This is a genomic window from Streptomyces sp. NPDC000404 (genome assembly GCF_040300365.1).
GTDB lineage: Bacteria > Actinomycetota > Actinomycetes > Streptomycetales > Streptomycetaceae > Streptomyces > Streptomyces ramulosus.
Genome location: NZ_JBEPDN010000008.1, coordinates 259868 through 272419 on the forward strand (window position 1 = coordinate 259868; position 12552 = coordinate 272419).

At 75.1% G+C, this 12552-nt stretch carries 10 protein-coding genes; 8 read left to right on the plus strand and 2 right to left on the minus strand.

Annotated features, from left to right (window positions below; all coding sequences use genetic code 11):
* The first annotated feature begins 506 nt into the window (after positions 1-506).
* The 7 genes from ABT345_RS17770 (at position 507) to ABT345_RS17800 (ending at position 10064) form a co-directional block, all read left to right on the plus strand.
* Positions 507-1139, plus strand: coding sequence for a hypothetical protein (locus ABT345_RS17770; protein WP_345076857.1), 633 nt, complete (start codon positions 507-509; stop codon positions 1137-1139).
* A 287-nt stretch (positions 1140-1426) separates the two neighbouring features.
* Positions 1427-2260, plus strand: a complete 834-nt coding sequence (locus tag ABT345_RS17775) for a M55 family metallopeptidase (protein ID WP_345076854.1) — start codon at positions 1427-1429, stop codon at positions 2258-2260.
* On the plus strand, positions 2253-3590 hold the full coding sequence (locus ABT345_RS17780) for a M20/M25/M40 family metallo-hydrolase (protein WP_345076851.1): 1338 nt from the start codon (positions 2253-2255) through the stop codon (positions 3588-3590). The genes ABT345_RS17775 and ABT345_RS17780 overlap by 8 nt, the downstream gene beginning before the upstream one ends.
* A 114-nt stretch (positions 3591-3704) precedes the next feature.
* Entirely contained in the window at positions 3705-5720 is a 2016-nt protein-coding gene (locus ABT345_RS17785) for a prolyl oligopeptidase family serine peptidase (RefSeq protein ID WP_345076848.1), read from the plus strand.
* 283 nt (positions 5721-6003) lie between these two features.
* Positions 6004-7788, plus strand: coding sequence for a CocE/NonD family hydrolase (locus ABT345_RS17790; RefSeq protein ID WP_345077243.1), 1785 nt, complete (start codon positions 6004-6006; stop codon positions 7786-7788).
* Between the two features lie 255 nt (positions 7789-8043).
* Entirely contained in the window at positions 8044-9450 is a 1407-nt protein-coding gene (locus tag ABT345_RS17795) for a CoA transferase (protein ID WP_345076845.1), read from the plus strand.
* A gap of 62 nt (positions 9451-9512) precedes the next feature.
* Positions 9513-10064, plus strand: a complete 552-nt coding sequence (locus ABT345_RS17800) for a GNAT family N-acetyltransferase (RefSeq protein ID WP_345076842.1) — start codon at positions 9513-9515, stop codon at positions 10062-10064.
* 39 nt (positions 10065-10103) lie between these two features.
* Here ABT345_RS17800 and ABT345_RS17805 read toward each other — a convergent pair whose 3' ends face one another.
* Positions 10104-10439 (minus strand): DUF6204 family protein, encoded by a 336-nt coding sequence (locus ABT345_RS17805; protein WP_345076839.1) that lies wholly within the window; start codon positions 10437-10439, stop codon positions 10104-10106.
* Between the two features lie 241 nt (positions 10440-10680).
* Here ABT345_RS17805 and ABT345_RS17810 point away from each other — a divergent pair, with 241 nt between their 5' ends.
* Complete coding sequence (locus tag ABT345_RS17810) at positions 10681-11604, plus strand: NADP-dependent oxidoreductase (protein WP_345076836.1); 924 nt, start codon at positions 10681-10683, stop codon at positions 11602-11604.
* 52 nt (positions 11605-11656) lie between these two features.
* Here ABT345_RS17810 and ABT345_RS17815 read toward each other — a convergent pair whose 3' ends face one another.
* The gene (locus ABT345_RS17815) at positions 11657-12439 is read right to left on the minus strand and encodes an NAD(P)-binding domain-containing protein (RefSeq protein WP_345076833.1); all 783 of its coding nucleotides are present in this window, start codon (positions 12437-12439) and stop codon (positions 11657-11659) included.
* Positions 12440-12552: the final 113 nt, after the last annotated feature.

The following is a 12552-nucleotide window of genomic DNA, read 5'->3' on the forward strand; positions in this document are numbered from 1 at the left end:
GAATACGTGAAGTCTGCAGCCATGATCCGTGCCGAACCGGCCGTCCCGAAGCGCCTTCGGCGGGCCGGAACGCCTCCGGCCTGCGGCATCGGCGAATGAACTCCGCCATGTTCATATGAAGTTCACCGACCGGTCCGCAACCCTCGCGACCGGCGGGCCGGTTCCACCCCGTGGCCGACAATCACCCCCGGGCCATCGGGCGACCGTACACCGCATACCGGCCGCACCGGTACGCCGCGCGCCCGCCGCACGTGTAGGCCGTGCCGTCAGGAGCCGCCGAGCGGACGGCCGCGGTGGCAGGCGCGGCGGGCGGTGGCGAGGAGCGACCGGAGCCGGCGGCCGTGTGGTCCGGGCGGTGCGGCGCCTCGGGGAAGGGAATCCGGGGCGGGAGGCGCGCGGGGCGCCAGGAACGTCGTGGTCCGTGGCCTCGGGGCGGCGCCGGTAGGGTCGCAGGCTCGCCGCATCCCTTGATCCGTGAGGGTGTTGGGCTTCGGGAGGGGACGGGTGTGGACGCATCGCCGATGAGGGGGCCGGGCAGTCGAGAGCCGGCGGCACGGCAGGAGGAGCTGCAGGCCGAGGCCGACGAGGTCGCCGCCGACCTCGGTCTCGCGCGGCTGCTGCCGGCGTGCGGCGAGCCCGTGCGGGTCGGGAGCGCCGCGCTGGGCCTGATGGTGGTGCCGGACCTCGACATCACCGTGATCTGCCCGGAGCTGGACGACGCCACCCGGCGGGCGGTGGCCGCGATCGGCGCCGAACTGGCGGTGCGCGACCGGGTGCGGGAGGTGACCTTCCGGGACGACACGGGGCACTGGAACACCGATCCCCGCTACCCGGACGGGCTCTACCTCAAGATCCGCCACCGCTCACGGACCGGGCGGGAGTGGACCGTGGACCTCTGGTTCGTCGACGAGCCCGACCGGCAGCCCGATCTGGCGCACGTCCGGACGCTGCCGCTCCGGCTGACGGACGACCACCGCGCGGCGATCTTGCGGATCAAGCAGGTTCTGGCCGGGCGGACCGGCGCTCGGGTGCCGAGCCATCAGGTCTACCGCGCGGTGCTGGACGGCGCGGTCACCACCGCCGACGGCTTCGATGCCTGGTATGCGCGCGAGCGGGGCGGGCGGGACGGCGAGGGGTGACGCGGGCGGACGGTGCGGCGCTCCCGTCGGGCAGCGCCGCCCCGAGCGTGCGGCGGCTCCGCTGCGGCCCCGCGGCCCGGCCCCTCCCGCGGCCCGGGCGTCGGCCGCGTCCCGTGTGCCGCGGCGCGCCTGCCCGCCGCCGAACGGGGAGGGGAGGCGCAGGCCGGGCGGTGAGGATGCTTGGATGGGTCGGTCGAACACGGGACCTGGCGGTACTCCGGGAGGAACGGCCGCCACGACCGGCGACGGACACGGACCGCTTCCGACCGGCGAGAGGGCGCAACCACATGAAGATCCTCATCAGCGCGGACATGGAGGGCGCCACCGGCGTCACCTGGCCCGCCGACGTGCTGCCGGGCACGCCCCAATGGGAGCGCTGCCGCCATCTGTTCACCTCCGACGTCAACGCCGCGGCCACCGGGTTCTTCGCCGGCGGCGCCGACGAGGTGCTGATCAACGAGGCGCACTGGTCGATGCGGAACCTCCTGCTGGAGCAGCTCGACGAACGCGTCCAGATGCTCACCGGCCGCCACAAGTCCCTGAGCATGGTCGAGGGCGTCCAGCACGGCGACGTCGACGGCATCGCCTTCATCGGCTACCACACCGGCGCCGGCACCGAGGGCGTCCTCGCGCACACCTACCTCGCCAACTCCCTCACCGGCGTCTGGGTCAACGGCACCCGCGCCAGCGAGGGCTACCTCAACGCCCTCGTCGTCGCCGAGTACGGCGTCCCCGTCGTCCTCGTCACCGGCGACGACCGCACCTGCACCGACGCCCGCGGCTACGCCCCCGAGGCCCGCACCGTCGCGGTCAAGGACTACGTCTCCCGCTACGCCGCCGTCTGCCGGCCCCCGGCCCGCACCGCCGCCGACATCCGCGCGGCCGCCCGCGAGGCCACCGCGCTGGCGGTCCGCCACGAGCCGGTGCAAGGCGGCCCGTTCCGGGTGGAGATGGAGTTCGACGCCGAACACCTCGTCGGCGCCGCCTCCTGCGTCCCTGGCGTGGAGCGCTGCGGGGAGCGCCGCGTCGCCTACACCAGCGACGACATGTACGAAGCGATCCGCTGCTTCAAGGCGGTCACCACCCTCGCCTCGTCCGCAGTGGAGGAGCAGTATGGCTGAGCAGCACCACGGGCCCGTCGACGACAAGGCCCTCGACGAGGTCGTCCGCTTCACCTCGGACCTGATCCGCATCGACACCACCAACCACGGCGACGGCACCTGCCGCGAGCGCCCGGCCGCCGAGTACGTCGCCGAGGCCCTCAGCGAGGCGGGGCTCGAACCGGCGCTGCTGGAGCGGACCGCGGGCCGCACCAACGTCGTCGCCCGCATCGAGGGCAGCGACCCGTCGGCCGACGCCCTCCTCGTCCACGGCCACCTCGACGTCGTCCCCGCCGAGCCCGCCGACTGGCGCGTCCACCCCTTCTCCGGCGAGGTCCGCGACGGCGTCGTCTGGGGCCGCGGCGCCATCGACATGAAGAACATGGACGCGATGGTCCTCGCCACCGTCCGCCGCTGGGCCCGCGACGGCGTCCGCCCCCGCCGCGACATCGTCCTCGCCTTCACCGCCGACGAGGAGGCCAGCGCCGAGGACGGCTCCGGCTTCCTCGCAGACCGGCACGGCGCGCTCTTCGAGGGCTGCACCGAGGGCATCAGCGAATCCGGCGCGTTCTCCTTCCACACCGACACCGGGCTGCACCTCTACCCCGTCGCCGCAGGTGAACGCGGGACCGCCTGGCTGAAGCTGACCGCCCACGGCCGCGCCGGACACGGCTCCAAGGTCAACCGCGCCAACGCCGTCACCCGCCTCGCCGCCGCGATCACCCGCATCGGCGAGCACCGCTGGCCGGTCCGCCTCACCCCCACCGTCCGCGCCGCACTGCGCGAACTCGCCGCCCTGCACGGCATCGACGCCGACCCGGACGCACCCGATTTCGACGTCGACGCGCTCCTCGCCCGCCTCGGCACCGCCGCGGCCCTGGTCGAGCCGACCGTCCGCAACAGCGCCAACCCGACGATGCTGGACGCCGGTTACAAGGTCAACGTCATCCCCGGCAGCGCCGCCGCCCAGGTCGACGGCCGGGTGGTGCCCGGCGGCGAGGACGAGTTCCGCGCCACCTTGGACCGCCTCACCGGACCCGACGTCGACTGGGTGATCGACCACGGCGAGATCGCCCTCCAGGCCCCCGTCGACTCGCCCGCCTTCGCGGGGATGCGCGCCGCGCTGGAGCGCTTCGACCCGGACGCCCATGTCGTGCCGTACTGCATGTCCGGCGGCACCGACGCCAAGCAGTTCTCCCGGCTCGGCATCACCGGCTACGGCTTCTCGCCGCTCAAGCTCCCGCCGGGCTTCGACTACCAGGCGCTCTTCCACGGCGTGGACGAACGCGTCCCGGTCGACGCCCTGCACTTCGGCGTCCGCGTCCTGGACCACTTCCTGCTCCGCGCCTGACCGCCGCGCGCGGCCGGCGTCCCGCCCCCGGGGACCGGCCGCGCGGGCCCGCCACGTCCCGTCGTCCGCGCACCCACGATCCGGCCCCGCCGGTGCACAAGGAGGAAGACCCGCATGGTGACCACGGCCCCCTACGGAGCCTGGACGTCCCCCGTGGACGCCGAGGCCGTCGCCGCCCACGACGGACGCCCCGCCTTCGTCGGCGTGATCGGCGACGAGGTCTGGTGGACCGCGCCGCGCCCCGCCGAGGGCGGCCGCCGCGCGCTCGTCCGCCGCCGCGCCGACGGCACCGAGGAGTCCGTGCTCCCCGCGCCCTGGAACGTCCGCAGCCGCGTCCACGAGTACGGCGGCCAGCCCTGGGCCGGCACCGTCACCGGCCACGGACCGCTCGTCGTCTTCAGCCACTTCGCCGACCAGCGCCTCTACGCCTACGCCCCCGACCACGACGCCGCGCCCCGCCCCCTCACCCCGCTCTCGCCCGTCGGCGACGGACTGCGCTGGGCCGACCCGGTGCTCGTCGGCGACGAGGTGTGGTGCGTCCTGGAGGAGTTCACCGGCGACGGGCCCACCGACGTCCGCCGCCTCGTCGCCGCCGTCCCGCTCGACGGCTCCGCCGCCGGGGACCGCGCGGCCGTGCGGGAGCTGAGCGACGACCGCCACCGCTTCGTCACCGGCCCCCGCCGCTCGCCCGACGGCCGCCACACCGCCTGGCTCGCCTGGGACCACCCCCGGATGCCCTGGGACGGCACCCTCGTGATGCTCGCCGACACCACGGACGGCGGGGAGTTCACCGCCGTCCGCCCGATACTCGGCGACCTCGGCCCGGACGTCTTCGAGCCGGGCAGGCGCGGGGAGTCCGTCGCGCAGATCGAATGGGCCCCGGACGGCGCCCTGCTCTTCGCCTCCGACCGCGAGGGCTGGTGGGAGCTGTACCGCACGGAGATCGCCGACGGCCGGGCCAAGGAGCCGCGGCGGCTGTGCGCCGCCCGCCGGGAGGAGTTCGGCGGCCCGCTGTGGAACATCGGCTCCCGGTGGTTCCTGCCCCTGGAGAGCGGCACCCTCGCCGCCCTCCACGGCCGCGGCACCACCACCCTCGGCATCCTCGACCCGGTCAGCGGCGACCTCGTCGACGCCGCCGGCCCCTGGACGGAGTGGGCGTCCACCCTCGCCGTCCACGGCAGCCGCGTCATCGGCGTCGCCGCCGGCCCGCGCACCGGCTACGAGATCGTCGAACTCGACACCTGTACCGGCCGCGCCCGCGTCCTCGCCCACCACCACACCGACGCCGTCGACCCGGCCTACTACCCGCGCCCCGAGGCCCGTACCTTCACCGGACCCGGCGGCCGCGACGTCCACGCGCACCTGTATCCGCCGCACAACCCGGACCACACCGCGCCCGACGGGGAACTCCCGCCGTACGTCGTCTGGGCCCACGGCGGCCCCACCGGCCACTCCCCGCTCGTCCTCGATCTGGAGATCGCCTACTTCACCTCCCGCGGCATCGGCGTCGCCGAGGTCAACTACGGCGGCTCCACGGGCTACGGCCGGGAGTACCGCGAACGGCTGCGCGGCCAGTGGGGCGTGGTCGACGTCGAGGACTGCGCGGCCGTCGCCCGGGCGCTGGCGGACGAGGGCACCGCCGACCGCGCCCGGCTCGCCATCCGCGGCGGCAGCGCCGGCGGCTGGACCACCGCCGCCTCCCTGACCACCACGGACCTGTACGCCTGCGGCACCATCAGCTACCCGATCCTGGACCTCGCCGGCTGGGCGACCGGCGAGACCCACGACTTCGAATCGCAGTACCTGGAGTCGCTCATCGGCCCGCTCGCGCAGGTCCCCGACCGCTACCGCGACCGCTCGCCGCTGCACCGCGCCGACCGCATCCGGGCACCGTTCCTGCTGCTCCAGGGCCTGGACGACGTCATCTGCCCGCCCGCGCAGTGCGACCGCTTCCTCGCCGAGGTCGCCGGGCGCGGCATCCCGCACGCCTACCTCGCCTTCGAGGGGGAGGGCCACGGCTTCCGCCGCGCCGACACCATGATCCGCGCCCTGGAGTCCGAACTCGCCCTGTACGCGAAGGCCTTCGGCGTGACGCGCCCGGACCTGGCCCCGCTCGACCTGCGGCCTTGACCCCGGCCGCCGGGCCGCCCGAGGACGGGGGCGGCCCGGCGGCTCCCGGGGCGCGGCGCCCGCGCGCGGGGCGGCGGCCGGGCGCGCCCGGGCCTCAACCGCCCCCGGGCAGGCCCGAATCCTTCGCGTCCCGGCCGTTGACACCCCTGTCGGACGTACCGGAGCATGAGCGCGCCGTTACCGACTGGTGGGTACGGCACGTCTCGTGGAGGTCCCCGTGCCCAGCGTCTTCCGCCCCGCGCACCGCCGCACCGCCCGCCCCGCGCTCCGCACCGCCCTGACCGTGCTGACCGCCACCGCGCTCACCGCCCCGCTCGCCCTCGCCGCCCCGGCCACCGCCGCGTCCGCCGAGCCGTACACCACCACCGCGCTGAAGCTGACCGTCGCCGCGGGCGACCGCACCTGCGCCGTGGACGCCGACCTCTACCGCCCGGCCGGCGTCGACGCGGCGCACCCGGCGCCCGCGGTGCTGACCACCAACGGCTTCGGCGGCAGCAAGTCCGACGGCTCGACCGCCGCGACGGCCAAGGCGTTCGCGTCCCGCGGCTATGTCGCCCTCGCCTATTCCGGGCTCGGCTTCGGCAAGTCCGGCTGCCCCATCTCACAGGACGACCCCGCCATCGACGGCAAGGCGGCAAGCCAGCTCATCGACTTCCTCGCCGGCGCCCGCGCCGCGGACGACGGCACCCGCGTCGACTACGTCACCCGCGACCGCACCGCCGACGGCACCCCGGACCCGCGCGTCGGCATGATCGGCGGCTCCTACGGCGGCGCGATCCAGATGGCCACCGCCGCCGTCGACCACCGCGTCGACGCGCTCGTCCCCCTCATCACCTGGAACGACCTCTCCTACTCCCTCGACCCCAACAACGCCGGCCGCACCGATGGCGTGAGCGGCCCGGTCCCCGGTGCGTACAAGAAGGAGTGGACCGGCGGGTTTTTCCTGATAGGCGAGGCGCAGGGGCTGCTCCACCCGAACTTCGACCCGTCGCGGGCCGGCGGCGCGGGCTGTCTGCACTTCGTCGCGGACGTCTGCCGCACCAAGCGGCTGCTGGACTCCGGCAGTTACCCCGCCGACCGCACCGCCGAGATGCTGAAGTACGCGCGCAGCGTCTCCCCGGTCTCGTACCTGAAGTCGGTCAAGGCGCCGACCCTGCTCGTCCAGGGGGAGGCCGACACCCTCTTCAACCTCAACGAGGCGACCGCCACCTACCGCACCCTCAAGCGCCAGGGCACCGACACCAAGATGATCTGGCAGTCCTGGGGCCACAGCGGCGGTATGGACAAGCCCGCGCCCGGCGAACTCGACCTGGGCAAGGGCAACCTGGACACCAGCTACGTCGGACGCCGCATCCTGGCGTGGTTCGACCGCTACCTGCACCACCGCACCGGCACGGACACCGGCCCCGCCTTCGCCTACTACCGCGACTGGGCCGCCGACGCCGACCCGTACGGCACCGCGGACACCTTCCCGGCGGGCGGCGCGCGCACGCTGTACCTCTCGGGCGACGGCCGGCTCGTCGACAGCCGCGCGAAGGTGGTCCGCGGCAGCCGCGAGTACCGCAACTGGCTGGTGCCCACCAGCCATTCGGAGAGCTCCCTCGCCGGGGCGCTGGGCATGGCCGACCCCGCGCCGTACGACATCCGCGGCACCGCCCTGGACTGGACGTCCGACCCGGTCACCGGCGGCCCGCTCGACGTCGCGGGCATCCCCCGGGCGACGCTGAAGGTCGTCTCGCCCCGGGCCGAGCAGAGCCAGAACAGCGCCGACGCCGCCGACCGGCTGGTGCTCTTCGCCAAGCTCTACGACGTCGCGCCGGACGGTAGCCAGACGCTGGTGCACCGCCTGGTGGCGCCGGTGCGGGTGCCGGACGTCACCCGGAAGTTCACCGTCCAGCTGCCGGGCATCGTCCACCGCTACGCCCCGGGCCACCGGCTGCGCTTCACGATCGCCGCGAGCGACGGCGCGTATCACGGCAACCGCGGCATCAAGCCGGTGACGGTCACCAGCGCCCCCGGCGACACCGGAGTCCTCGAACTGCCCGTCGTGCAGGGGAGCGTGCGGTAGCGGGGAGGGCGCATCCGGCGGACCGCGCGCGCCGCCCCGCACTGCCGGCCCGGCGGCGCCGGGCGGCGCACCCGTGGCGCCGGGCGCGGAGCCCCGGCCACGGCGGACCGCCGCCCGCCCGGCCCCGGCCCGGCCCCGTCCCCGCCCGCCGCGCGCCACCCCTGCCGTCCCACCCGCCCCACCACGGCCGCCGTACTCCGCTCGCCGAACGCCCCCGGCTACCCCTCGCCCGCCGCACGGTGCCAGACTGCGCCCATGGGGCAACGACACGGCGGGAAAACCGCGCAGGCATGGGCGGCGCTCGGCGGCGCCCCGGAGCTGACGGACCGTATCCGGTACACCGGACCACCAGGGCTGCTGCCCGCCCGGCTGCCGGTGCGGGAGCTGGCCCGCGCCACGGTCGCCTGCTGCGCCCTGGCCGCCGCCGAACTCACCGCACTGCGCACCGGACGCCCCGCCCCCGCCGTCCGGGTCGACGACGGCGCGGTGGCGACCGCCTTCGTCAGCGAACGCCATCTGCGCGTCGACGGCCGCGCCGCCGCCACCTTCGCCCCGCTCTCCCGCTTCTGGCGTACCGCCGACGGCTGGGTCCGCACCCACGCCAACTACCCGCACCACCGCGAACGGTTGCTGCACGCCCTCGGCCTGCCCGCCACCGCCGACGCCACCGACGTCGCCGCCGAATTCGCCGGACGGCGCGCCGAGGAGATCCAGGAGACGGTGTACGCGGCGGGCGGGCTGGCGGTCGCCGCCCGCACGCCCCGGGAGTGGGCCGTCCACGGCCAGGGCGCGACCGTCGCCACCCATCCGCTCGTCACCCGCCAGCGCCTCGGCGCGCGCACGGCGCCGCGCCGCCTGCCCCATCTCGCCGGCGACCCGCTGCTGCCCGCCCGCGGCCTGCGCGTCCTCGACCTCACCCGGGTCATCGCGGGCCCGGTCGCCACCCGGACGCTCGCGCTGCTCGGCGCCGAGGTGCTGCGGATCGACGCACCGCAGCTGCCGGAGAGTCAGGACGCGCACAACGACACCGGGTTCGGCAAACGCTCCACCGCCCTCGACCTGGGCTCCCGCTCCGGCCGGGCCGTCTTCGAGGAGCTGCTGGCCGGTGCGGACGTGGTGGTGACCGGCTACCGCCCCGGCTCCCTCGACCGCTTCGGCCTCGCCCCCGAGGCGCTGGCCGAACGCCGCCCGGGGCTGGTCCTCGCCCGCCTCTCCGCCTGGGGCGAGGACGGCCCCTGGGGCGGCCGCCGGGGCTTCGACAGCCTGGTCCAGGTGGCCACCGGCATCGCCGTCGTCGAGGCGGCGCCCGACGGCACGCCCGGCGCGCTGCCCGCCCAGGCGCTCGACCACGGCACCGGCTATCTGCTGGCCGCGGCGGTGCTGCGCTCCCTCACCGAACAGGCCACGACCGGCGAAGCCCAGCTCACCACGCTCTCCCTGGCCCGCACCGCCCGCTGGCTGGTGCACGGCGCGGCCGCGGACACCCCGCCCGCTCCCGCGGCCGACGGCTCGTACGACCCCGAGCGCCATCTGCGGAGCACCGACGGCCCGCTCGGCCGGCTGCGGTACGCGGCCTCGCCCGTCACCTTCGACGGCGGGCCCGCGGACTGGGCCGCCCCGCCCGGCCGGTGCGGCGCGGACGCGCCCCGGTGGCGCGACTGACCCGCCCGCCACGGGCCGTAATGCCCTGGCCGGGCGCGCCCGCGGCTCCGTACGATCGGCCGATGACCGCTGATCGTTACCTCGCGACGGGTCCCCGGGTGGGCATCCGTCCCTTCGCCCCGGACGACTGCGCGGAGTTCACCGCCCGGGCCCGGGAGAGCGCCGCGCTGCACCATCCGTGGCTCGCCCCGCCGGCCGACGACGAGACGTACGCCGGGTACACCGCCAAGCTCCGCGAACCGCTGCGCGAGGGCTTCTTGATCTGCGAACGCGACGGCGGCGGCATCGCCGGGTACCTGACGATCAACAACATCGTCCACGGCGCCTTTCGCTGCGGGGCGATCGGCTACGGCGGCTTCGCGCACGCCACCGGGCGCGGCCTGATGAGCGAGGGCCTGCGGCTCGTCCTGCGGTACGCCTTCGACGTCCTCGGGCTGCACCGCCTGGAGGCCAACATCCAGCCCGGCAACGAGCGTTCCCTCGCCCTGGTGAGCCGGGCCGGCTTCCGCCTGGAGGGGTTCTCGCCGGACTTCCTCTTCATCGACGGCGCCTGGCGCGACCACGAACGCTGGGCGATCACCAGCGAGATGGTGCCGGTACACGAGGCGCCCTGACGACGCGGGCGGCCGCCGGGCCCGGGAGCGCAGGAGCCGTCAGCGGCCCTTGCGGTTGATCTTCATCGTGTCCATGTCCGTGGCCTTGGCGCGGAGGTTGCGGTAGCCGTGCCCGGCCGCCCGCAGCGCCGTCTCCGCCTTCTCCTCGGCGAGCGCGGCGGCCATCTCCTCGCCGTCCTCGGCGTCCGAGACGATGGTGTAGCGGTAGCTGAACGACACCAGCGCGGTGTCGTAGACCAGCGATCCCTCGGGTGTGAACCGCAACTGCGCCATGCCGTGGTCGTCCACCTCCGCGAGAAGGGTGGCGCGGGAGGCCTGTGACAGGCGGTCCCAGTTGCCGCGGACGATCACTCGGTAGGTGTGCTGCGCTGCCATCGGCCCGTCTTCCGTCTTCCGTGGTGGGCGGGGCGCGCGTCGCCCCGCCGTGCGTACCGCCCCGGCGCCGCCGGGAGGGCGCGGTCAGCGTAGACGGGCGGAGGCCGCGACCGCGCGGGAATTTCCCGGCGCCGGGGCGCGCCCGGCCTTCGCCGCCCGCTCCGCCACCGCACCCGGAAATTCATCCGGAGAGATCAGCCGGACACGGAATCATCCACGATGGTTACTCGTTGTGACGAACATGAAGGCAATCATTGCGAACAGTTACGGCGGCCCCGAGGTCCTCACGCTCGCCGACCGCCCCGACCCCAAGGTCGGCCCCGACTCCGTGCTCGTCCGCGTGCACGCCGCCGGGGTCAATCCCGTCGACTGGAAGGTGGTCGCCGGCGGACTCGATCCGATGATGGACACCTACTTCCCGCTGATCCCCGGCTGGGACGTCGCCGGGGTCGTGGCGGCCGTCGGCCTCGACGCCACCGAATTCGCGGTCGGCGACGAGGTCATCGGCTACGTCCGCAAGGACGCCGTGCAGCACGGCACCTACGCCGAGCTGGTCGCCGCCCCGGTGCGCACCCTCGCCCGGCGCCCGGCGGCGCTCAGTTGGCAGCAGGCGGCGGGGCTGCCGCTCGCCGGGCTCACCGCGTACCAGTCGATCCGCCGGGTCGGGCTGCGCCACGGCGAGACGGTGCTGGTGCATGCGGCGTCCGGCGGCGTCGGCTCGCTCGCCGTGCAGATCGCCGTGGCGGAGGGCGCCCGCGTCATCGGCACCGCGGGCGAGCGCAACCACGCCTTCCTCCGCTCCCTGGGCGCCGAGCCGGTGCGCTACGGTCCCGGGCTCGCCGAGCGGGTGCGGGAGCTGGCGCCCGGCGGTGTGGACGCGGCGCTGGACTTCGTCGGCGGCGGCGTGGTGGCCGTCTCCCAGGAGGTCCTCAAGGACGGCTCCCGGGTGGCGTCGATCGCGGATGGGGAGGTCACCGCCCGCGGCGGGCACATGGTGTGGGTGCGGCCCGACAGCGCCGACCTCACGGCCCTCGCCGCGCTCGCCGACGCCGGCCGGCTGACGGTCCCGGTCGAGGCCACCTTCCCGCTCTCCGGGGCGGCCGACGCCTTCCGGCTCAGCCAGGGCGGTCATGTCCGCGGAAAGATCGTGCTGGAGGTGGCGTGACGGGCCGAGGGGCGCCCGGGGCGGCTTCGGGCGCCCGCCCGGCTGTCAGCGGTCACCCCAGATCGGTGAGGAGGTCATCGAGGGCTGTGTGGAGGGCTTCGGAGTTGGCGGGGGTGAACCACGTGGTGCGGATGCGTTCGTTGTTTCCGTTCGGGGTCTCGTGATCGGCCGCGAGCTGCTGCAGGGAGCGGGTCCCGTCGCTCAGGGAGCGCCCGACGCCCTGGAACAGACCGCGAACGTAGCGGTCCGCGTCGTCGGAGGCGATGCCGTGGCCGATGGCCCATGACGTGAGGGTGGCGAGGTATGAGTAGTGGGTGGTCAGCGTTCCCGTCAGCGCGGAGAAGGCGTTGAAGGCCGCCTCGTCCGCGACCGGGAGCACCCCGCCCAGCTGCGCGAAGAGCGCATCCACCACCGGGTGCGACGGACAGGTCACCGTGACCGAGCGGCGTTCGCGGATGGCGGGCAGGGGGATGGCCCGCACCAGCGGGGCGCCGGTCGCCAGTATCCGGCGCAGCTCGTCGTTGCCGACGCCGGCCATCACGTTGATCACGATCTTGTCGTCGGCCACCCGCAAGCCGGCGAGCGCCTCGTGCCGGTCCTGCCGGCGTACGGCGATGATCACGATCTCGGAGCGGTCCACCACCGCCTGGTTGCCGGCGCAGACGTGTACGCCCTCGTAGCGTTCGGCCAGCTCCGCGGCGGTGCCGGCTCCCCGGGGGGAGAGGAACACCTCCGGTGACGTGTCGCCCTCGTCGCACAGGCCCTGCACGACGGCCCGGCCGATCTCGCCCACCCCGATGATGCCGATGCGCTGCTTCACTGCGTCCCTCTCCATGGTGACTGTGTCCTCTCCACGGTGTGTGTGGTGAGCGTGCCTCGTGGTGGCCGGGGCCGATGACGGCCCGCCCGCGCCGGCCGATCCCGCGTCGCGGAGCCGTGCGCCGCGGC